Consider the following 21,780-nt stretch of genomic DNA (forward strand, 5'->3'; position numbering starts at 1 on the left):
CGCGCTCGCCGCATTTGCAAGTGCGCATTCCTTCTTGGACCGCCACCGCGTGCCTGCCTAGACTGGGTCTCCCGGCTTGGTGCCGGCCGACTTCCACCGCAAACCCTCCCAGTCCAGGTGAACCCGCCCATGAAACGACGCTCGCTTCTTTCCGCGCTGCTGGCCGGCGCTACGATCTTCTCCCTCGCGCTCGGCGGCGCGCCGGCGGCCGCTGCCGACAAGGTGATCAAGGTAGGCGTGCGCGGCGGCGTCGACGAAGAGATCTGGGAAGTGGTTACCAAGGTGGCACAGAAGCAGGGCCTGAACGTCCAGCCCATCGTCATCACCGGCACCGCCAGTCCCAACGAAGCGCTCAACAACGGCGACCTCGATGCCAATTCCTTCCAGCACATTCCCTTCCTGCGCGACCAGATCAAGCAGCGCGGCTACAAGCTGGTCACCGTGGGCAACACGCTGATCTCGCCGATCGCCTTCTATTCGCGCAAGTTCAAATCCCTCGAGGCACTGCCGGCAGGGGCGCGCATCGGCATCCCCAACGATCCGAGCAACCAGACGCGCGCGCTGGTGATCCTGCGCGATCATGGCCTGATCAAGCTGCGCGAGGGCTTCGACCCCTTCACCGGCACCGCCACGCTGGCCGACGTGACCGCCAACCCGCGCAAGCTGGAACTGGTGGAGAGCGCCTCGGTGGTGCTGGCGCGCTCGCTGCCCGACGTGGACGCCGCGGCCATCGTCAATACCTTCGCCTACCAGGCCGGCCTGATCGCCACGCGCGACGGCATCGCGGTGGAACGGAAGGAACACAATCCCTACGTCAACGTCATCGCGGTGCGCGAGCAGGACCGCAATGCACCCTGGGTGGCGCCGCTGGTCAAGGCCTACCAGTCGGAGGAGGTGCGGCGCTTCATCCTGTCGAAGTACCAGGGATCGGTGATCCCGGCATTCTGAGCGCGCAGCGCCCAGCGCCCCCCCGCCCCGCCACCGGCCCCCGAGCAAGGAGAGCCATCGTGACCTTCGCCCCTTCCCCGCCCCCGCCGGATTCCGCGCCGGCCCACATCGTCTTCGAACACCTGGGCAAGACCTATGCCGGCGCGCCGGCGGCCGCGCTCGACGACGTCTCGTTCCAGGTCGCGCGCGGTGAGATCTTCGGCATCATCGGCCGCAGCGGCGCCGGCAAGTCCACGCTGCTGCGCACGGTCAATATGCTGGAGCGTCCCAGCCGCGGCCACGTGCGGATAGACGGCGCCGACATCGGCCGGCTCGACGAGGACGGCCTGGTGGCGCTGCGGCGCCGCGTCGGCATGATCTTCCAGCACTTCAACCTGCTGTCGGCCAAGACCGTGTTCGAGAACGTGGCGCTGCCGCTGCGCGTGGCCGGCGTGCCACGGTTGGACATCGCACCGCGCGTGATGGCGCTGCTCGACCTGGTCGGGCTCGCCGGCAAGGCACAGGCCTATCCCGCCATGCTCTCGGGTGGACAGAAGCAGCGCGTCGGCATCGCCCGCGCGCTGGTGCACCAGCCCGAGATCCTGCTGTGCGACGAAGCCACCTCGGCGCTCGACCCGGAGACCACCGAGCAGATCCTCGCGCTGCTGCGCGACATCAACCAGCGCTTCGGCCTGACCGTGGTGCTGATCACGCACGATATGTCGGTGATCCGCCAGGCCTGCGATCGCGTGCTGGTGCTCGACCACGGCCGCGTGGTGGAACAGGGTGCCGTGCGCCAGGTCTTCCTGGCGCCGCGTGCCGACGCCACGCTGGCGCTGCTGCGGCCGCTGCGCGCGCTGCACCAGGCGCTGCCGCCGGCCGCCAACGAACCGGACCCGGGCGCCGCGCGCGGCGCCATGGATGAGGCGAGCGGCCACGCGGCCGGCGCACACGCCCTTTACCAGGAGATTCCGCGCCATGTTTCCGCCGCTGGCTGACAAGTACCTGCGCGCCCTGGGCGAGACGCTGCTGATGTCCGGCAGCGCCTGTGCCGTGGTGTTCGTCTGCGGCATGGCGCTGGCCATCGTGCTGACGCTGTCCGCGCCGGGCGGGCTGTGGCCGCGCCCGCGCCTGCACCGCGTACTGTCGGTGCTGGTCAATGTGTTCCGCTCGATCCCCTTCATCATCCTGCTGGTGGCGATGCTGCCGCTCACGCGCCTGATCGTCGGCACCACCATGGGTACCTGGGCCGCCGTGGTGCCGCTGAGCGCGCACCTGATCCCCTTCTTCGCGCGCGTCGCGCAGGTGGGCCTCAACGAGGTCGATCCCGGCCTGGTCGAGGCCGCGCGCGCGATGGGCTGCCGCCGCTGGCACATCGTGCGGCACGTGCTGCTGCCCGAGGCCATGCCGGCCCTGGTCGGCGGCGCCACCGTCACCGTGATCGCCATGATCGGCTCCTCGGCGATGGCGGGCGCGGTCGGCGCCGGCGGCCTCGGCGACCTTGCCATCCGCTACGGCTACGAGCGCTACGAGACCGCTGTGATGTTCAACGTGATCGCCATCCTGGTGGTGCTGGTGACGCTGGTGCAGTTCGGCGGCGAACGGCTGGCGCGGCGCTTCGACCACCGGCGCTGAGCAACTTCCGGCGCCCGCGCGCATCCGCCCAGGCCCAGTTCGGCGAGGATCTGCCGGGTATGCTGGCCCAGGCGCGGCGCGCAGTCGCCGCGGTTGCGCATATTGGTCAGGAAGACGTCGGCACCGGCCACCGCGCGGCCGATCACCTCGGCGGCGTCGGGCGGCTCGATCGTGATCACGTCGGCGCCGCATTCGGCCAGCATCGGCGCCGATGGCGCCGCCGGGGGCTTGTTATCGACCACCGCGGCCTGTCCCGTCCCGGCCTGCACGGTACGCGAGCTGGCGCGATATGACGCAGCCGGCCGCGCGCAGCGTCCCGGCCGAACCGGTGCCGGCACTGCGCGCGCGGGAAGCCGCCGGGGACTGAGGCGTTGCGCGCCGCCCCGCCCCTGCGCGCGCTGTCAGCGCAGCAGGTTGTGATGGCGCGCGAAGTCGGCCAGCTCGATCAGCGAAGCGATGTGCAGCTTCTCCATGATATTGACCTTGTGCGTGCTGACCGTCTTGCTGCTGATCAGCAGCTCCCGGGCGATGTCCTTGTTGGAATAGCCGCGCGCCAGGTATTGCAGCACCGTGACCTCGCGCTCGGTCAGCAGCGTCAGGGCGTCGCGCCCGGTGGCATAGCCCTGGTGGCGGGCCGCCCCGAGCGCGTGCAGCGGAAACACCGAGTAACCGGCCAGCAGGCTGCGTACGGCGCTGATCAGTTCGCCCAGGCTCTGGCGCTTGGCCACGAAGCCGTGCGCGCCCGCCCGCATGGAGCGGGAACAGGACAGGTCCTCGTCCTGACCGGACAGGACCAGCATGCGCACTTCGGGATGGGCCGCACCGACGCGCTCGATCAGGTCGATGCCCGACATGCGGGGAATGCCGAGATCGACGATAAGCAAGGGGGGCAGGTGTTGGCGCACCAGCTCGAACGCCTCGTCGCCATTGTCGCTCTCCAGGATCTCGTGGAACCCGAGTTCGCGCTCCAGACGCGCGCTGACCGCGAGTCGGATGGCGGGATGATCGTCGACGATGAGCGCGTCGGCCATGGCGGAACGTCCTGGCGGCTGGACCGGGGGAGATGCGCCTGCTTGCCCGCGCGCCGCACTGGCGGGCTTCCGGCCGGGGGCGATGGGTGGGCCGGGCGGCGATCCGCCTTTCCTCATCAGGGCTGAGAAATAGGCTGGAACAAGCATAGGACGCAGGCAGGGTCCGCCACCTGAGTAGCTCCCTCAATGTATTGGCCGTTATTCCGAAACGCAACGAGAATATTCTCAATCAGCCCGATGCCACTGAGGACGCGGGGCGCCTCCGCAGCACGCCGCGCCGGGCACGAGCGCCACACGGCGGCCAGGCGCCTGGCGGGTGCCCGCCGGCTACGCCGCCCCGGAGGCTCCGCCCTGCTCATGCGCGGCGGCCTCGAGCACCTCGGTCAACTTACGGCTGGCGTCGAGGGCGGCAGGGAAGCCGCAGTAGACCGCGCTGTGCACCATCAACTCGCGCAGTTCCTCGGGCGTCACGCCATTGGCGAGCGCACCGCGCAGATGCCCGGCCAGTTCCTGCGGACGATTCAACGCGACCAGCATCGAGACGGTGGCGAGGCTGCGCTGCTTGCGGTCCAGCGCGGGCCGGGTCCAGACCGTGCCCCAGGCGAATTCGGTCACCAATTGCTGCAGGCTGGTGTCGCCTTGCGCCTGGGCGGCATCCAGCGCGCGCTGGACGTGGCCCGGGCCGAGCACTTCGGTGCGCACGCGCAAGCCGTCCTGGAATGCAGGCGTGGGGGCGTAGCCGTCCGGCGCGGTGGTGGTCGATGGGGACAGGGTGCTCATGCTGGCATGCCTCGCGTAGGGGAAAGGGACCGGGATGCCGCAAGCATAGCCGAAGGCCGGCGCACGCCGCTGGCTGCCGGGCACCGTTCCGTGCCCGGCCGGCGCCCGCCGGTGCACCGATGCTCAGTCCGCGCCCGGAGCCAGGAAGCGCGGCGCCGGTGCGGCGCGGGCGAACTCGCGCCCGTCCAGCGTATAGCGCAGGAAGGTCCCGCGCGCCGCATTGTGGGGATGGCGCGCCGCCTCCTCCAGCGTCAGCACGGGGGCGAAGCAGACATCGCTGCCCTCGAACCGCTCGCACCAGTACGCGCTGGGCCGCTGCGCGATGCGCGCGGCGATGCGCGCCTTCAGCGCGGGCCAGTGGCTGCTGTCGTACTGCGCGGCAGGATCGACGTCGTCGAACTCCAGCTTCTCCAGCAGCAGCCGGTAGAACTGCGGCTCGAGGGCGCCCAGCGTGATGGCGCGGCCGTCGGCGCAGCGGTAGACATCGTAGAAGGGTGAATCGTGGAAGGGGCTCGGGCGCGGCCCGCCGATGGTGCCGGCGGCGTGGGCCACCTGCGCCAGCGAGCCGATCATGGCAGCGATATCGGTGATGGCGGCATCGACCACGCAGCCTTGCCCGCTGGCGCGCGCATGCAGCACGGCACTGACGATGCCGAAGGCCAGCCCGAGCGCGCCGGCACCGTCGCCGGTCATGGTCGGCGGCACCATGGGCAGCGCGCCGTCGCGCGCGGCCAGCGACAGCATGCCGGTCAGCGCCACGTAGTTGAGGTCATGGCCGGCGCTGTGGGCCAGCGGGCCGCTCTGCCCCCATCCCGTCATGCGGCCGTAGACCAGGCGCGGGTTGCGGGCATGGCACGCGGCCGGCCCGAGGCCCAGGCGCTCCATGGTGCCCGGGCGCAGCCCTTCGATCAGCACGTCGGCACCGGCCACGAGTTCCAGCGCCGCGGCCACCCCCTCGGCCTGCTTGAGATCCAGGCGGACCACGCGCTTGCCGTACTCCTGCTCCATCTGGGGCGGCACCGCCGCGCCCTTCAGGACGCGCCGCGCATCCGGCGGCACCGGCCGCGCCACCAGCGTGACCTCGGCGCCGAGCCCCGCCAGCATGCTGCCGCACAGCGGCCCGGGGCCGATCCCCTCGAATTCCACCACCTTGACACCGCCCAGGGGCCGGATGCCGCCTTGTCCGCTCATCGTTGTCTCCGTCGATTCCTTGTGTTCCGCTTGTGTTCCGGCCGAGCCGGCTGCCACGATGCTAGCCGCGGACCTGCGCCGCCGGCAATGGCCGAATCTGTCAGGCGATTAGCCGAAGCGCTCAGCGCCGCGCGGCTGCCGTGATCGCGGCGGGATTTGATCCAGATCGTGGCAGGCGTGCCGGCAAGCTGCGATGATGGCCATAGGTCGGGGGCGCAAGCGCCCGCGGCTTCCTCTCAGCCCCCAAGACAGGAGATGCCATGAGCAATATCGTGCTGGCGACCGACGGTTCGCCCTTCAGTGATGCCGCTGCCCGTTCCATCGTCGAAGGCCGCCTGCTGAAGGCCGGATTCACCGTCCACGTGGTCCATGTCACCCCCGACGTCACCGGCCAGGTACGCGCCTTCGTCAGCAAGGAAACCATCGACGAGTGGCACAAGGAAGAGAGCGAAAAGGCCATGCAGTCGGTGTGCGACATCCTCAAGGCCGGCAACATCCCCTTCGAGGCCCATTCGCTGCGCGGCTTCGCGCCCGAGCGCATCGTCGCGCACGCCGGCGAAACCAAGGCCGAGGCCATCGTCATGGGCACGCACGGGCGCGGCACCTTCTTCGACGCCGTGATCGGCTCGGTGGCCGGCCGGGTGCTGGCGATGGCACCGTGCCCGGTACTGCTGATCAAGGGAGAGCGCGCGAAGTAGCGCGGCGCTGTCCCGGCCGGCGGCCGCCGGCGGGATACAAGGAAGGAATCAACAAGGCGCCGCGGCTCGCGGCGCCTTGTCCATTGCGGCGCCGGTGCGGGCAGCTCGCTCGTGGCGGACGATGGGTGCGGTTCGCGCCCGTCCAGGAAGACCCGGGAGAGACTGCCCACCCTTCACCAGCCCCGGAGACTAGCTCCAAAGTGGCGGCTCGTCCATCAGCGCGATCTGCTCGCGCAATTCCAGGATTCGGTCCTGCCAGTAGCGCTGCGTGCCGAACCAGGGGAACGCCGCCGGAAACGCCGGATCGCGCCAGCGGCTGGCCAGCCAGGCGCTGTAGTGCAGCAGGCGCAGCGTGCGCAGGGCTTCCACCAGGTGCAGTTCGCGCGGGGAGAACTCGGCGAAATCCTCGTAGCCGGCCAGCACGTCGGCCAGTTGTCCCTGCATGGCGGCACGGTCGCCCTCCAGCAGCATCCACAGGTCCTGCACGGCAGGCCCCATGCGGCTGTCGTCGAAATCCACGAAGTGCGGGCCGGGCTCGGCACCGCGGGCATCCTCGGGATCGATCCACAGCACGTTGCCGCGATGGCAATCGCCATGCAGGCGCAGCAGGGAAACATCGCCGGCGCGTTCGTAGCAGCGCCGCACGCCATCGAGGGCGAGATCGGCGGCAGCCTTCCAGGCCGGCAGCAGGTCGGGCGGCAGGCAGTCGTGGGCCAGCAGCCAGTCGCGCGGCGCCACGCCGAAGGTATCCACGTCGAGCACGGGACGTGCCTGGTAAGGCAGGCGCGCGCCGATGGCATGGATGCGGCCGATGAAACGGCCCAGCCAGGTCAGCGTGTCGGACCGCTCCAGCGCCGGCGCCCGGCCGCCGCAGCGCGGGAAGACCGCAAAGCGGAAGCCGCCATGGTGCAGCAGGGTGCTGCCGCCCACGGCCAGCGCCGGCACGGCTGGCACCTCAGCTTCCGCCAGTTCGGCGACGAAGGCGTGCTCCTCCAGGATGGCCGCGTCGCTCCACCGCCCCGGGCGGTAGAACTTGGCCACCAGCGGCGGGCCGTCCTCGATGCCGACCTGCCAGACACGGTTCTCGTAGCTGTTGAGGGCGAGCAGGCGGCCATCGGCGGCGAAGCCTGCCCCCTCCAGCGCGTCGAGGATCAGTTCCGGCGTCAGGCCGGCATAGGGCAGGTCAGCCCCGGCCCCTTGCGGGGTACCGTTGCCGCCCGGGTCGCCATCGGTATCGCGCATCGCAGCCGGCCTCCGCGGTTCAGGCAGTCAGGATATCAGGACGTGGTCTTGGCACGGCCGCCGAGCAGCGCGGCCTGCTGCGAGGGGCGGCGGCCGCGGGCAGGCGCCTGCGCGCCATCCTGCGGCGGACGCGGCGTCGCGTTGCCGCGCGCGCCGCCGGGGCGGCCACCTTCACGGCCGCCTTCACGACCACCCTCGCGGCCTCCTTCGCGATTGCCGCGGTTGCCGCCGTTACCGTTGGCGCCGCCGTGGCCATTACCGCCCTGGCCGCCACGCGCGGCATTGCCGGCACGATCGGCCTGGCCGCCACCGTTGCCACCGCGGCCGCCCTGGCCGCCGGCCGGACGTGCGCCGTTGGCGCCGGCCGCCGGCCGCGGCGCGGCCTGGCCTTCGCCACGTGCGCGCGCTGGCTGGGCCGGCGCGCCGCCTTGCGGCGCACGCGGTGCGCGCGCTTCCTGGCCGCTCCGGCCACGGCCGCCCTGGCCCTGGCCCTGGCCGCGCGACTGGCGGGCCTTCTGGATCGGTTCGGGCAGGATGCTCGGATCCACCTCGAAGCCCGGCAGCACGATCTGCTCGAGCTTGCGCTTGATCAGACGCTCGATGTCGCGCAGCAGGCCATGCTCGTCCACGCAGACCAGCGACACTGCCTCGCCCTCGGCGCCGGCACGGCCGGTGCGGCCGATGCGGTGCACGTAGTCCTCGGGCACGTTGGGCAGGTCGAAGTTGACCACATGCGGCAACTGGTCGATGTCGATGCCGCGCGCGGCGATGTCGGTGGCCACCAGCAGGCGCAGCGTGCCGGCCTTGAACTCGGAGAGCGCGCGGGTGCGCGCCGACTGGCTCTTGTTGCCGTGGATCGCCAGCGCCGACAGGCCTTCCTTGCTGAGCTGCTCGGCCAGGCGGTTGGCGCCGTGCTTGGTGCGGGTGAACACCAGCACCTGGTGCCAGTCGTGCTGGCGTACCAGGTGGGCCAGCAGTTCACGCTTGCGTTCGCGGTCGACCGGGTAGATGCGCTGCTCCACGGTCTCGGCGGTGGTGTTGCGGCGCGCCACCTCGATCGAGGCCGGGTTGTCCAGCAGACGGTCGGCCAGCGCGCGGATCTCGTCCGAGAACGTGGCCGAGAACAGCAGGTTCTGCCGCTTGGGCGGCAGGACGTTGAGGATCTTGCGGATGTCGTGGATGAAGCCCATGTCGAGCATGCGGTCGGCTTCGTCCAGCACCAGGATCTCGATGGTCGACAGGTCGATGGTGCGCTGCTGCACGTGATCGAGCAGACGGCCGGGCGTGGCCACGACGATGTCCACGCCGCGCTTGAGCTGCTCGATCTGCGGATTGATGCCGACGCCGCCGAACATCACCATGGAGCGCAGGCGCAGGTATTTGCCGTAGTTGCGCACGCTCTCCTCGACCTGGGCGGCGAGTTCGCGCGTGGGGGTCAGCACCAGGGCGCGCACCGGAGTGCGGGCGCCGCGCGCGGGCGCCGCGGCGTTGGAGCCGGCCAGCAGTTGCAGCATCGGCAAGGTGAAACCGGCGGTCTTGCCGGTGCCTGTCTGGGCACCGGCCAGCAGGTCGCCGCCCTTGAGGATGGCGGGAATCGCCTGCGCTTGAATCGGGGTCGGTGTGGTGTAGCCCTGTTCGGCCACGGCGCGCACCAGCTTGTCGGACAAGCCTAGTTCGGAGAAAGACATGAAATGACGCTTCGGCCACCCGTTCCGCATCAAGATGCGCCAATCGCGGGGCGGCTGCAATGGAGTTCCGGCCGGGGGGCCGGCGAGACGGGGCGACTGCCCCCCGCCTCTTTGGGGGGAAAGGCCGGTAGTGTACCAGCCCTGCGCGACCTGATCAGGTGGCGGCTGCGCTATCATGGCGGCCACGCCACCCGCCCCTTTCCCGTCCGTGCCGGCCCGATCGGCGCCGCGGCACGGCACTGGCGCCGTCCGTCCCCGCCCGGGACCGCCGGGCGCCGGAGTGCTTTCCCCGGATGCCAGCTCCATGCGGTTCAGGTTCATAGAAGACCAGGAAGTCATTCTGTTCGCGGCGATCCCCGTCGGGGTCGCCGCCGCCATCGCCACCACCTTGTTCCGCGAAGCCCTGGAAGGCTCCGGCCTGCTGCTGTTCGGCAGCCGCGCCGACGTGGTGCTGGTCTTCGCCAGCCTTGCACTGGGCTGGCGCGTGGTGATTCCGGCGCTCGGCGGCGCGCTGGCCGGCCTGCTGCTGGTACTGTCGGCCCGCATCGACCGCGGCCGCGCCGGCGTGACCGACTATATGGACGCGGTGGCGAGCGGCACCGGCCGGCTGCCGGTGCGCATCACCCTGCTGCGCTCCCTGTCCTCGTTCTGCTCGATCGTCAGCGGCAGCTCGGTCGGCAAGGAGGGCGCGATGATCCAGCTGGCGGCGCTGTGTGGCTCGCTGTTCCCTTCGGGGCGCGGCGGCGCCGACACCAATATGCGGCGCATGCTGACCGCGTGCGGTGCCGCAGCCGGCCTGGCCTCGGTCTACCACACGCCGCTGTCGGCGGCCGTCTTCGTCGCGGAAGTGGTATTCGGGGCACTTGCAGTCCAACGCCTGATGCCGCTCTTCCTCGCCTCCGTGGCAGGCGCCATGGTCAGCCAGTGGCACAGCGGGCTGGAGCCGCTCTACCCCGGGCTGAACGTAACGGCCGACCTGCACGCGCCGCTGCTGCTGGCCGCCGCGCTGATGGGCGTGCTGGCCGGCGTGAGCGGCGCGCTGTTCCTGCGCGCGGCCGGCATCGCCAAGCGCATCTTCGGCCGCCTGCCGGGTGGACCGGTGGCGCGCCTGGCGCTGGGCGGCGCCTGCGTCGGCGTGCTGGCGCTGGCGGTGCCCGAGGTGGTCGGCAACGGTTACTACACCATCCAGACCATCCTGCAGGAGCACCCCCTCAGCATGCCGGTGGCGGTGGTGCTGGCCGCCAAGCTGGCGGCCACCGTGCTGAGCATCGGTTCCGGCGCGGTGGGCGGCGTGTTCACGCCCTCCCTGTTCATCGGCGCCGCGCTGGGGCAGATGCTGGCGCCACTGGTCGGCGGCGGCTCGCCGGCGCTGCCGCTGGTCGGCATGAGCGCCTTTCTGGCCGCCACCAGCCAGGCGCCCTTGATGTCGGTGCTGATGGTGTTCGAGATGACGCTGGCGCCGGCCCTGCTGCTGCCGTCGATGATCGGCGCGGTGGCCGCCTACTACACGGCATCGCGCTGCCAGACCCTGTCGCTGTACAGCGTGGTCGCCGAGCGCGCCCAGGCCTCGGCCGCCGCCGAGCGCGCCCGCAACATGACGCTGGCCGGCCTGTGCGATCCGACCAACACCACCATCGCGCCGGAGGCGACCCTGGCCGAGGCCAATGCGAAGTTCGCCGAGGCCGGCACCCGCTACCTCTATGTGGTGACCCCGGGCGGCGAGATGCTGGGCGCGGTCTCGATCCACGCCCTGCACCGCGCGCTGGCGCACGGGCCGCAGTCCAGCGTCGCCGACCTGATGGAGCGCGATTTCCCGACCCTGACACCGGACTCCCGGCTGCACGACGCACTCGCCATGTTCTCGGCCAACGCGCTCAACCGCATCCCCCTGGTGCGGGACGCGCAGAGCCGGGAGCTGCTGGGCATCGTCTACAAGCGCCGAGTGCTGCAGGAAGCCTCCACGATGTTCTGAGCCGGCGGCCGGGCGCTCGGCGGCGACAGGGCGCTGCGGGTACAATATCGGGTTGCCCGCTGATGCCGGGCCGCAACCGAGCCAACCCGTCGCCCCGCCGGAGACCCCATGCCCGCTGGCCGTGCCGCGCACCGTCCCGTCCGCCGCCATGTCGGCCTCCTGCCTCGCCTGGCCACCCTGCTGACGCCGCTGGCGCTGGCGCTGCCGATGGCCGGCGCCCTGCTGCCGCTGTCGACCGCCCGGGCCCAGCCGGCACGGGTGATCCCGGCCGATGCGGCCGCCGCCAAGCTGGTGCTGGCCGCGCCCACGTCGACCGGGCCGCAGACCGCGGCGCTGGACGGCAGGACGGTCGGCGTCGCCCCGGGCCTGCGCCTGTTCGGCCCCGACAACCAGCTGCTCACCGTGACGGCGGTGGCCGGCCAGACGCTGCGGGTGCGCTACAAGCTCGATCTGTACGGCCAGCTGCTGACCGCCTGGGTGCTGACCGAGCCGGAGCGCAAGGCCCTGCTGCAGGCGAACTGAACCCCGGCCCCGCCGCGGCCGACGCGCCGCCGGGCAGGCCCACGAATTGCCGGCCTACGCCCCGCGCCATGCGGGCCGCCGGTGCATTGCAACCCCTGATGCCCCCAGGTCAACCACTGAGATCGGCACCATGAAGAAAGTCTTCGTCAAAACCTACGGCTGCCAGATGAACGAGTACGACTCCGACAAGATGGTCGACGTACTCCGCGCCAGCGAAGGGCTGGAAGCCACCGACCGCGTCGAGGAAGCCGACGTGATCCTGTTCAACACCTGCTCGGTGCGTGAGAAGGCGCAGGAGAAGGTGTTCTCCGAACTCGGCCGCATGAAGGCCCTGAAGGCGGCCAAGCCGGACCTCGTGATCGGCGTGGGCGGCTGCGTGGCCAGCCAGGAAGGCGCCGCCATCGTCTCGCGCGCGCCCTATGTCGATGTCGTGTTCGGCCCGCAGACGCTGCACCGCCTGCCCGAGCTGATCGAGCGCCGCAAGGAGACCGGCCGCTCGCAGGTGGACATCTCCTTCCCCGAGATCGAGAAGTTCGACCACCTGCCGCCGGCGCGGGTGGAAGGCCCCAGCGCCTTCGTCTCGATCATGGAAGGCTGCTCCAAGTACTGCAGCTACTGCGTGGTGCCTTATACGCGCGGCGACGAGGTCTCGCGCCCCTTCGAGGACGTGCTGGCCGAGGTGGCCGGGCTGGCCGAGCAGGGTGTGCGCGAAGTGACGCTGCTGGGGCAGAACGTCAACGCCTACCGCGGCGCCATGGGCGGCACCAGCGAGATCGCCGACTTCGCGCTGCTGATCGAGTACGTGGCCGAGATCCCGGGCATCGAGCGCATCCGCTACACCACCAGCCACCCGAAGGAATTCACCTCGCGGCTGATCGAGCTGTACGGCCGCTGCGACAAGCTGGTCGACCACCTGCACCTGCCGGTGCAGCACGCCTCCGACCGCGTGCTGATGGCGATGAAGCGCGGCTACAGCGTGCTGGAGTACAAGAGCATCATCCGCCGGCTGCGCACGTTGCGGCCGAACCTGTCGCTGTCCTCGGACTTCATCGTCGGCTTCCCCGGCGAGACCGAGGCCGACTTCGACAAGCTGATGGCGATGATCGAGGAGATCGGCTACGACACCTCTTTCTCCTTCATCTTCAGCCCGCGCCCCGGCACGCCCGCGGCCAGCCTGCACGACGACACCCCGCACGAGGTCAAGCTGCGCCGCCTGCAACACCTGCAGGCCACCATCGAGGAGAACGTGCAACGCATCAGCCAGGGCATGGTCGGCACGGTCCAGCGCATCCTGGTGGAAGGCCCGGCGCGCAAGGACCCGACCGAGCTGCACGGACGCACCGAGAACAACCGCGTGGTGAATTTCGCGCTGCCGGGCGTGCCGCAGGCCAGCCGCGAGCGCCTGATCGGCCAGATGGTGGAGGTCAGCATCACCGAGGCCTTCCCGCACTCGCTGCGCGGCGAGCTGGTGGTGCGCCAGTAAGCGGCGCGCCCAGCCGGACCGCCAGACCAAGACACCGCAGAAGAAGACAGCCGGAGCGATCCGCCCACGATGAAGATTCCCACCGCCGAATTCGTCGCCCCCAAGGACGACAACACCCGCCTGCAGAACCTGTGCGGGCCGCTGGACGAGAACCTGCGCCAGATCGAGCAGGCGCTCGACGTGACCATCCAGCGCCGCGCCCACCGCATGACAGTGCGCGGCGCCAACGCCAGCGCGGCCGCCGCCGCGCTGGAACGCTTCTACAACCAGGCACGCACCTCACTGTCGATCGACGACGTCCAGCTCGGCCTGGTCGAGACGCGCCAGGTGGGGGCGCACGGCGCCTACCTGCCGGTCGAGGCAGGCGACGACAGCGCCGATGGCACGCCGGCCGACGAGTCGCCGGTGCTGCACACGCGCCGCGCGGGCCTGCACGGGCGCACGCCGGCGCAGCGCGACTACCTGCGCAATATCCTGTCGCACGACCTGACCATGGGCATCGGGCCGGCCGGCACCGGCAAGACCTACCTGGCGGTGGCGTGCGCGGTGGATGCGCTCGAACGCGATTCGGTCAAGCGCATCGTGCTGACGCGCCCGGCCGTGGAGGCCGGCGAGCGCCTCGGTTTCCTGCCGGGCGACCTGGCGCAGAAGGTCGATCCCTACCTGCGCCCGCTCTATGACGCGCTCTACGACCTGCTCGGCTTCGACCGCACGCAGAAGATGTTCGAGCGCCAGATGATCGAGATCGCACCGCTGGCCTATATGCGCGGGCGCACGCTGAACCATTCCTTCATCATCCTCGACGAGGCGCAGAACACCACGCCCGAGCAGATGAAGATGTTCCTCACCCGCATCGGCTTCGGCTCCAAGGCGGTGATCACCGGCGACACCACCCAGATCGACCTGCCGCGCGGGCAGAAGAGCGGGTTGGTGGAAGCCCAGCACGTGCTGCGCGACGTGCGCGGCATCGCCTCGACGCGCTTTTCCAGCGCCGATGTGGTGCGCCACCCGCTGGTGGCGCGCATCGTCGACGCCTACGACGAATTCCACGCCCAGCACAAGGACGCCTGACTTGAAATCCCGCACGCCTTCCCCTGCCGCCGCCCCGGCCCTGACGCTGTTCGACGCCGACGGCCGCGCCCGCAAGAGTGCCGCCCACGCACTGCGCGTGCAGTTGCCCGACGGCCGCAGCCTGACCATCGACCTGTCGCAGGCCGCCGACGGCGTGGTCGCGCTGGTCGCCGAGCACACCGACACCCGCCAGCAGGCCGGCCTGCTGGTACGGCCGGACAACCACGACGCGCTGGCGGTGGCCATCACCGCCACGCCCCAGACCACCACCACCGGCACGCCTGCCTCGCCGCCGGCGCTGGAACTCGAGGTGCAGACCGGCGAAGGCATCGGCAAGCGCGCCGGCCTGCCGCCGCGCCGCAGGATCGAGACCTGGGTCAAGTCGGCCCTGTATGCCGATGCCACGCTGACCCTGCGCTTCGTCGGTGAGGAAGAAGGCCGCGCGCTGAACCGCAGCTACCGCGGCAAGGACTACGCCACCAATGTGCTGACCTTCGCCTACGCCGAAAGCGTGGACGACCCGGTGACGGCCGACATCGTGCTGTGCTGCCCGGTGGTCGAAGCGGAGGCGCGTGAGCAGGGCAAGCCTCTGGAAGCCCACTATGCGCACCTGATCGTGCACGGCGTGCTGCACGCCCAGGGCTACGAACACGAGGACGATGCCGAGGCGGAGGAAATGGAAGCCATCGAGACCGAGACGCTGCAGGCGCTCGGCTACGCCGACCCCTACCGCAGCATCCGCGACTGAGGCCGGCGGCCGGCGCGGGGGGCGCTCGCCTCGCGCGCGGCCCCTCCCGCACGGCAACCGTGGCATGCCGCTTGAAGCACACATGCTGACATCTGGCGCCACGGGCTTTTAGTGTATCCTTCAAGCGATATCCACTACGCGCTCGTCGCGACATGAACGACCCTTATCCCAGTTCGAAGCCTGCAGATCGTCCCAGATCCCTGCTCGAACGCCTCTCGGACTTCATCTCCCCCGAGCCTGAATCCCGTTCCGAATTGCTGGAGGTGCTTCAGGATGCGCACGCGCGCAACCTGATCGACGCCGACTCGCTCTCCATGATCGAGGGCGTGTTCCAGGTTTCCGAGTTGACCGCGCGCGACATCATGGTGCCGCGCGCCCAGATCGACATGGTCAACATCGCCGACGCGCCGGAGGCCTTCATCCCCTTCATGCAGCAGACCGCGCACTCGCGCTTCCCGGTCTACGAGGGCAGCCGCGACAATGTCATCGGCATCCTGCTGGCGAAAGACCTGCTGCGCTACTTCACCGACGAACACTTCGACCTGCGCGAGGCGCTGCGCCCGGCGGTGTTCATCCCCGAGTCCAAGCGGCTGAACATCCTGCTGCGCGATTTCCGCATCAACCGCAACCACATCGCCATGGTGGTCGACGAGTACGGCGGCGTCGCCGGCCTGGTGACCATCGAGGATGTGCTCGAGCAGATCGTGGGCGACATCGAGGACGAGTACGACCTCGACGAGGACGAGGACAATATCGTGCCGCTGCCCGGCGGTGGCTGGCGCGTGCATGGCCTGACCGAGATCGAGCAGTTCAACGAGACCTTCGGCACGCAGTTCTCGGACGATGACGTCGACACCGTGGGCGGCTTGCTGACCACCCACCTGGGCCATGTGCCGCACCGCGGCGAAGTGGTGACGCTGCCGCCGATGCACTTCGAGGTGCTGCGCGCCGACGCGCGCCAGGTGCACCTGCTGCTGGTGCAGCGCGAACCCGAGCCCGCAGCAGTCTCCGTGGCGGGCGCATGACGGAGCCCACCCAGGTGCTGGGCGCCGCTTCCGGCGCGGTACGCTCGCGCGAGACCGCCGGCCGCCTGGCACTCGCCGCGATACTGGGCGTGGCGCACACGCAGGCATTCGCCCCGCATACGTGGTGGTGGCTGCAACTGCTGTCCCTGGCCGGACTGTGTGCGCTGCTGGCACGCGCCCCGCGCCCGCGCGACGCGGCCGCGACCGGCTATGCCTTCGGCCTGGGCTGGTTCCTGTCCGGCATCTGGTGGCTCTACATCAGCATGCACGTCTACGGCGAAATGCCGGCCTGGATGGCCTCGCTGGCGGTGCTGCTGTTCGTGCTCTACCTCTCGCTCTACCCGGCGCTGGCCGCCGCCGCCTGGCACTGGCTGGGAACGCGCCTGCGCCCGCCGGCTCGCGCCGCCCCCGCCGTCCCCACCGCAGCGGCCGCGCTGCTGCTGCCGCTCGCCTTCGGCGCGCTGTGGGGCCTGTCGGAATGGCTGCGCGGCGTGGTCTTCACCGGCTTCCCCTGGCTGTCGGGCGGCTACGCCCACACCGACGGGCCGCTGGCCGGCTACGCACCGCTGGTCGGTGTCTACGGCATCGGCGCCCTCTCGGCCGCCTGCGCAGCGCTGCTGACTGCGGCGGCCGGGACGCTGGGCGCCGGCCGGGACGGCCGCCGTACCGGCCTGGTGGCGCTGGCGTCCGCGCTGGCCCTGCCGCTGGCCGGTGCCGCGCTGGTGCCGCTGGCCTGGACGCAGCCGGCCGGCCAGCCGATCCGCGTGCGCCTGCTGCAGGGCAACGTGCCGCAGGACATGAAATTCGAGCCGGTCGGCGTGCAACGTTCGCTGGAGCTCTACCGTGACCTCATCACGGCAGCCCCGACGGACCTGGTGGTAACGCCCGAGACGGCCTTCCCGCTGATCCTGCAGGACCTGCCGGTGGACATCGCCATCGCCATCCGCGACTACGTGCAGCACAGCGGCAGCACCGTGCTGTTCGGCGCGGCCGGCGCCGACTCGCCGACCGACTTCACCAACAGCGTGTTCGGCCTGGGGCCGGAGACCGCGCAGCTATACCGCTACAACAAGCACCACCTGGTGCCTTTCGGCGAGTTCATCCCCTTCGGCTTCCACTGGTTCGTCAATATGATGAAGATGCCGCTGGGCGATTTCCGCCGCGGCGGGCTGGACCAGCCGGCGCTGCCGGTGCACGGCATCCACGTCGCGCCCAACATCTGCTACGAGGATTTGTTCGGCGAGGAGATCGCGCAGACGCTGCGCGATCAGGCGGTGCCGGCCAACGTGCTCGCCAACGTGACCAACCTGGCCTGGTTCGGCGACACCATCGCGCTCGACCAGCACCTGCAGATTTCGCGCATGCGCGCGCTGGAGACGCGCCGGCCGATGCTGCGCGCCACCAATACCGGAATGACGGCGGTGGTACTGCCCGACGGCACGGTGGCGCAGCGCCTGCCGACCTTCACGGTCGGCACGCTGGTGGCCACGGTGCAGGGCATGCAGGGGCTGACGCCCTATGTGCGCTGGGGCAATGCGCCGCTTCTGACGGCCTGCCTGGCCTTGGCGCTGCTGGCGTTCTGGCGGGCCCGGCGCCGCACCTGAGCGCGGCGCCGGGACGCCGCTCAGGCGGCGATACCGCCGGCGATCGACAGCAGCGCAGCCGCTGCCATGACGGCAATCGCGACGAGATAAGGCTTGCGTGCGAGAAAGGCCATGATGCTTGTCCCCCATTTATCGGTGTTATCGGGCAGCCGGGCCCGACCGTTTGCGTGACGTATCCAGTATCTCCGGCTGCGCATCAATACTGTATACAAAAACGGTATCGGCGCGTATCGGCAGAGTCTTGACCCCCCCTGGGATTTACCCCATGCGTTGCGATTCCCCGACAGCCGCGCGGCCCCCTTCGCCGCCGCCCGGGCGCATGCCGCGAGAGCCTTGGCCCGGCTTGGCCGGAGCGGGGGAAAAAACCGATAGAATTCAGGGTTTGGCACGCGCCTGCCGCGCCTGATGGCGCACGTGGCCGTGATGGCCGCCCCGCGGCCCCCACCCCGAGTCTTCGCCTATGCTGACCTTCCAACAAATGATCCTCACCCTGCAGGCCTACTGGGACCGGCAGGGCTGCGCTCTCTTGCAACCCATCGATCTGGAGGTCGGCGCCGGCACCTCGCACGTGCATACCTTCCTGCGCGCCATCGGGCCCGAGCCCTGGCGCGCCGCCTATGTGCAGCCGTCGCGCCGCCCCAAGGACGGCCGTTACGGCGACAACCCGAACCGCCTGCAGCACTACTACCAGTACCAGGTGGTGCTCAAGCCGGCGCCGGAGAACATCCTGGAGCTCTACCTCGGCTCGCTGGAGGCCCTGGGCCTGGACCTGAAGCAGAACGACATCCGCTTCGTCGAGGACGACTGGGAGAACCCCACCCTGGGCGCCTGGGGCCTGGGCTGGGAAGTCTGGCTCAACGGCATGGAAGTGACGCAGTTCACCTACTTCCAGCAGGTCGGCGGCCTGGACTGCAAGCCCATCACCGGCGAGATCACCTACGGCATCGAACGCCTGGCCATGTACCTGCAGAAGGTCGAGAACATCTACGACCTGGTCTGGACCGAGTGGCAGGAGAACGGCAAGACCCGCCGTCTCACCTATGGCGACGTCTACCACCAGAACGAAGTGGAGCAGTCGACCTACAACTTCGAGCAGAGCAACGCCGACATCCTGTTCCGCCATTTCGCCGAGCACGAGGGCGAAGCCAAGCGGCTGATGGAAGCCGCCGATGGCGCGCCGCGGCTGGCGCTGCCCGCCTACGAGCAGGTGCTCAAGGCCGCCCATACCTTCAACCTGCTCGATGCGCGCGGCGCCATCTCCGTGACCGAGCGTGCCGCCTATATCGGCCGCATCCGCAATCTGTCGCGCCAGGTGGCGCAGGCCTACCACGATTCGCGCGAGGCGCTCGGTTTCCCGATGTGCCACGGCGAAGAGGCCCGCGCATGATGGCTCCCGTGCGCAGCAAGCTGTGCTGCGCAGCCGCCGCCCTGGCGCTGGCCGCAGCGCCGGCGGCCGGCGCGCGCGCCAGCACGGGCATGCCCTCGCCGCAAGCGCTGTACCTGCCCGCCGCGCTGTCCAATATCTGCGAGGCCGACCAGCAGGCGCTGCAGCAGGCCATCCTGCGCCACTGGCAGCCCTCGCTGAAGGCGATCGACCAGTGGACCCAGCTGGTGCGCTCCTTCTCCTGCGACCTGTCGGGCTCGAAGGACCTGGGCTGGCACCGGGTGCAGCTGCGCGCCTACGAAAGCGCGATCCGCTACCCGCTGACCTGGCTCGACAGCGAGGTGCGCAACGGCCACGTGCGCAAGCGGCTGAGGACCTACTATTCGGCGGCGCAGTTGCCGCCGCGCATCGACTTCTGGGTCGGCGGGCAGATCGACGAGATCCGCTACGACCGGCGCGCGCAGCGCCTGGACGCGCGCTTCCCGGCCACGCCGGGGCGCGGCACCGGCGGCCCGCCCGGCCAGTGCGCCACGACGCTGCAGTTCCGTCAGCAGAACGGCCTGTGGCTGCTGTCGGGCGTAGAACCTAATACCGGCCCGCACTGCTGATCGCAGCGCGGGACACAACCTGTTGGAAACGATTCATGTCGCAACCCATGACCGACTCGCTGCTGATCGAACTGTTCACCGAAGAGCTGCCGCCGAAGGCGCTGGCGCGCCTGGGCGACGCCTTCGCCGAGGGCCTGTTCGCCGGTCTCGGCGCGCGCGGGCTGCTGGAGGCCGACGCTGCGGTCACCCCCTTCGCCACGCCGCGCCGGCTGGCCGCCCTGGTCTCGGGCGTGCGCCGCACCGCGCCGGACCGTGAACAGCGCGAAAAGGTCCTGCCGCTGTCGGTGGCCCTCGATGCCGCCGGTGCTCCCAGCGCACCGCTGACCAAGAAGCTGGCCGCGCTGGCCAAGTCGACCGGCGTCGAATCCATCGACTGGCAGACGCTGGAACGGGCCTCGGATGGCAAGGCCGAGGCCTTCTTCTATCGCTACACGGCACGCGGCGCAGCGCTGGCCGAGGGCCTGCAGGCCGCGCTGGACGACATGCTGGCCAAGCTGCCCATCCCCAAGCTGATGAGCTACCAGCGCCCGGACGGCAGCACCGTGCACTTCGTGCGGCCGGCCCACCGCCTGGTCGCGCTGCACGGCGCCGAAGTGGTGCCGGTGTCGGTGCTGGGCCTGCAGGCCGGCAACCTGACCCAGGGCCACCGCTTCCTGTCGCAAGGCACCATCGAGATCCCGCACGCGACCCGGTACGCGGCCCTGCTCGAATCGACCGGCCGCGTGGTGGCCAGCTATGCCGAGCGCCGCGAGCGCATCCGCGGCGAGCTGCTGGCCCAGGCCGGCGCCGACCGCGTGGTCATGCCCGACGCGCTGCTGGACGAAGTGAATTCGCTGGTGGAATGGCCGGTGGTCTATCCCTGCCACTTCGAGGAGGCCTTCCTCGCCGTGCCGCAGGAATGCCTGATCCTGACCATGCAGACCAACCAGAAGTACTTCGCGCTGACCGATGCCGACGGCCACCTGCGCAACCGCTTCCTGATCGTCTCCAACCTGGCCACCGAAACGCCGCAATCGATCATCAGCGGCAACGAGCGCGTGGTGCGGCCGCGCCTGGCCGACGCCAAGTTCTTCTTCGACCAGGACCGCAAGCGGACCCTGGCCTCGCGCGTGCCGCAGCTCGCCAGCGTGGTCTACCACAACAAGATCGGCAGCCAGCTCGATCGCGTGCAGCGCCTGCAGCAGATCGCCGGCCATATCGCCGACGCGATGGACGCGGCCGGCGTGGCGGTGGACAAGGCGGCGGCAATGCGCGGCGCCGAACTGGCCAAGGCCGACCTGCTGACCGACATGGTGGGCGAGTTCCCCGAACTGCAGGGCACCATGGGCACCTACTACGCCCGCCACGACGACGAAGCCGAGGAAGTGGCCCTGGCCTGCTCCGAGCACTACCGCCCACGCTTCGCCGGCGATGCGCTGCCGGCCGGCGCGGTCAGCACCGCGGTGGCACTGGCCGACAAGCTCGAGACGCTGGTCGGCATCTGGGGCATCGGCCTGCAGCCGACCGGCGAGAAGGACCCGTTCGCGCTGCGCCGCCACGCCCTGGGCATCCTGCGCATGCTGGTCGAGAAGCCGCTGGCGCTGCCGCTGAGCCGCCTGCTGGAACTGACCGAACAGGCCTTCGCCGGTGCGCCGGCGGTCAAGCCCGCGCGGGAAGCCATCAGCGACTTCCTCTATGACCGCCTGCGCGGCTACCTGAAGGAAAAAGGCTACACCACCAACGAGGTCGAGGCCGTGGTGAGCCTGCGCCCGGACACCCTCGACGACGTGCTGGGCCGCGTCGAGGCCGTACGCACCTTCGCCGCGCTGCCGGAAGCGGAGGCACTGGCCGCGGCCAACAAGCGCATCACCAACATCCTGCGCAAGAACACCGAAGCAGTGCCGGCGCTGCGCGCCGACCTGTTCCGCGAAGACGCCGAGGGCGCGCTGCATGCCGCCATCGAGCGTGCCCGCCCGGGCGTCGAGGCAGCCTTCGCGCGCGGCGACTTCACCGCGGCGCTGCGCGACCTGGCGCAACTGCGCGAGGCGGTCGACCGCTTCTTCAACGATGTGATGGTGATGGCCGAGGACGCGGCGCTGCGCGCCAACCGCCTGGCCCTGCTGGCCTCGCTGCACGCGCTGGCCAACCGCGTCGCCGACATCTCCAAGCTGGCGGCCTGAACGCCACCGTCC

Annotated in this window: 20 protein-coding genes; 15 read left to right on the plus strand and 5 right to left on the minus strand. The window is 70.3% G+C overall.

The window, feature by feature from the left end:
- Positions 1–129 precede the first annotated feature (129 nt).
- From BKK79_RS07860 to BKK79_RS40260, 4 genes are read left to right on the plus strand one after another with little or no spacing between them, the layout of a single operon-like run.
- Positions 130–948, plus strand: coding sequence for a MetQ/NlpA family ABC transporter substrate-binding protein (locus BKK79_RS07860; RefSeq protein WP_071011111.1), 819 nt, complete (start codon positions 130–132; stop codon positions 946–948).
- Between the two features lie 56 nt (positions 949–1,004).
- Positions 1,005–1,925: a methionine ABC transporter ATP-binding protein gene (locus BKK79_RS07865; RefSeq protein WP_071038465.1), complete on the plus strand. Its 921-nt coding sequence runs from the start codon at positions 1,005–1,007 to the stop codon at positions 1,923–1,925.
- Positions 1,906–2,562, plus strand: coding sequence for a methionine ABC transporter permease (locus BKK79_RS07870; RefSeq protein WP_071011110.1), 657 nt, complete (start codon positions 1,906–1,908; stop codon positions 2,560–2,562). Before BKK79_RS07865 ends, BKK79_RS07870 begins: the two co-directional genes overlap by 20 nt.
- A gap of 59 nt (positions 2,563–2,621) precedes the next feature.
- Complete coding sequence (locus BKK79_RS40260; RefSeq protein ID WP_156811111.1) at positions 2,622–2,855, plus strand: hypothetical protein; 234 nt, start codon at positions 2,622–2,624, stop codon at positions 2,853–2,855.
- 108 nt (positions 2,856–2,963) lie between these two features.
- On the opposite strand, the gene BKK79_RS07875 is transcribed toward BKK79_RS40260, so the two are convergent.
- From BKK79_RS07875 to BKK79_RS07885, 3 genes are all read right to left on the minus strand, one after another.
- Positions 2,964–3,593 (minus strand): response regulator transcription factor, encoded by a 630-nt coding sequence (locus BKK79_RS07875; protein ID WP_071011106.1) that lies wholly within the window; start codon positions 3,591–3,593, stop codon positions 2,964–2,966.
- Positions 3,594–3,920: 327 nt separating this feature from the next.
- On the minus strand, positions 3,921–4,373 hold the full coding sequence (locus BKK79_RS07880) for a carboxymuconolactone decarboxylase family protein (RefSeq protein WP_071037496.1): 453 nt from the start codon (positions 4,371–4,373) through the stop codon (positions 3,921–3,923).
- 123 nt (positions 4,374–4,496) lie between these two features.
- Complete coding sequence (locus BKK79_RS07885) at positions 4,497–5,564, minus strand: CaiB/BaiF CoA transferase family protein (RefSeq protein ID WP_071011103.1); 1,068 nt, start codon at positions 5,562–5,564, stop codon at positions 4,497–4,499.
- 260 nt (positions 5,565–5,824) lie between these two features.
- Here BKK79_RS07885 and BKK79_RS07890 point away from each other — a divergent pair, with 260 nt between their 5' ends.
- Positions 5,825–6,262, plus strand: coding sequence for a universal stress protein (locus BKK79_RS07890; RefSeq protein ID WP_071011102.1), 438 nt, complete (start codon positions 5,825–5,827; stop codon positions 6,260–6,262).
- A 189-nt stretch (positions 6,263–6,451) separates the two neighbouring features.
- On the opposite strand, the gene BKK79_RS07895 is transcribed toward BKK79_RS07890, so the two are convergent.
- Entirely contained in the window at positions 6,452–7,504 is a 1,053-nt protein-coding gene (locus BKK79_RS07895) for a serine/threonine protein kinase (RefSeq protein ID WP_071011101.1), read from the minus strand.
- 35 nt (positions 7,505–7,539) lie between these two features.
- The gene (locus BKK79_RS07900; protein ID WP_071037497.1) at positions 7,540–9,192 is read right to left on the minus strand and encodes a DEAD/DEAH box helicase; all 1,653 of its coding nucleotides are present in this window, start codon (positions 9,190–9,192) and stop codon (positions 7,540–7,542) included.
- Positions 9,193–9,496: 304 nt separating this feature from the next.
- Here BKK79_RS07900 and BKK79_RS07905 point away from each other — a divergent pair, with 304 nt between their 5' ends.
- The 10 genes from BKK79_RS07905 to glyS all read left to right on the plus strand — a co-directional run bounded on the left by BKK79_RS07905 (position 9,497) and on the right by glyS (position 21,768).
- Positions 9,497–11,164: a ClcB-like voltage-gated chloride channel protein gene (locus BKK79_RS07905; protein ID WP_071037498.1), complete on the plus strand. Its 1,668-nt coding sequence runs from the start codon at positions 9,497–9,499 to the stop codon at positions 11,162–11,164.
- A 108-nt stretch (positions 11,165–11,272) separates the two neighbouring features.
- Positions 11,273–11,686, plus strand: coding sequence for a hypothetical protein (locus BKK79_RS07910; RefSeq protein WP_071011095.1), 414 nt, complete (start codon positions 11,273–11,275; stop codon positions 11,684–11,686).
- A gap of 130 nt (positions 11,687–11,816) precedes the next feature.
- Positions 11,817–13,169 carry a tRNA (N6-isopentenyl adenosine(37)-C2)-methylthiotransferase MiaB gene (gene miaB / locus BKK79_RS07915; RefSeq protein ID WP_071011094.1) on the plus strand — a complete coding sequence of 451 codons (1,353 nt, stop codon included), beginning with the start codon at positions 11,817–11,819 and terminating at the stop codon, positions 13,167–13,169.
- A gap of 69 nt (positions 13,170–13,238) precedes the next feature.
- Entirely contained in the window at positions 13,239–14,240 is a 1,002-nt protein-coding gene (locus BKK79_RS07920; protein WP_071011093.1) for a PhoH family protein, read from the plus strand.
- A gap of 1 nt (position 14,241) precedes the next feature.
- On the plus strand, positions 14,242–14,988 hold the full coding sequence (gene ybeY / locus BKK79_RS07925) for an rRNA maturation RNase YbeY (protein ID WP_071011091.1): 747 nt from the start codon (positions 14,242–14,244) through the stop codon (positions 14,986–14,988).
- Between the two features lie 152 nt (positions 14,989–15,140).
- Entirely contained in the window at positions 15,141–16,013 is an 873-nt protein-coding gene (locus BKK79_RS07930; RefSeq protein WP_071011090.1) for an HlyC/CorC family transporter, read from the plus strand.
- Entirely contained in the window at positions 16,010–17,617 is a 1,608-nt protein-coding gene (gene lnt, locus BKK79_RS07935) for an apolipoprotein N-acyltransferase (protein ID WP_071037499.1), read from the plus strand. Before BKK79_RS07930 ends, lnt begins: the two co-directional genes overlap by 4 nt.
- A 460-nt stretch (positions 17,618–18,077) precedes the next feature.
- Positions 18,078–19,004, plus strand: coding sequence for a glycine--tRNA ligase subunit alpha (gene glyQ, locus BKK79_RS07940; protein WP_071011086.1), 927 nt, complete (start codon positions 18,078–18,080; stop codon positions 19,002–19,004).
- Complete coding sequence (locus BKK79_RS07945; protein ID WP_071037500.1) at positions 19,001–19,609, plus strand: hypothetical protein; 609 nt, start codon at positions 19,001–19,003, stop codon at positions 19,607–19,609. The genes glyQ and BKK79_RS07945 overlap by 4 nt, the downstream gene beginning before the upstream one ends.
- 35 nt (positions 19,610–19,644) lie before the next feature.
- A complete protein-coding gene (gene glyS, locus BKK79_RS07950; protein ID WP_071037501.1) occupies positions 19,645–21,768 on the plus strand; it encodes a glycine--tRNA ligase subunit beta in 2,124 nt (707 codons plus the stop codon).
- The last annotated feature ends 12 nt before the right edge of the window (positions 21,769–21,780 follow it).

It is taken from the genome of Cupriavidus sp. USMAA2-4 (assembly GCF_001854305.1).
In the GTDB taxonomy this organism is placed as follows: domain Bacteria; phylum Pseudomonadota; class Gammaproteobacteria; order Burkholderiales; family Burkholderiaceae; genus Cupriavidus; species Cupriavidus malaysiensis.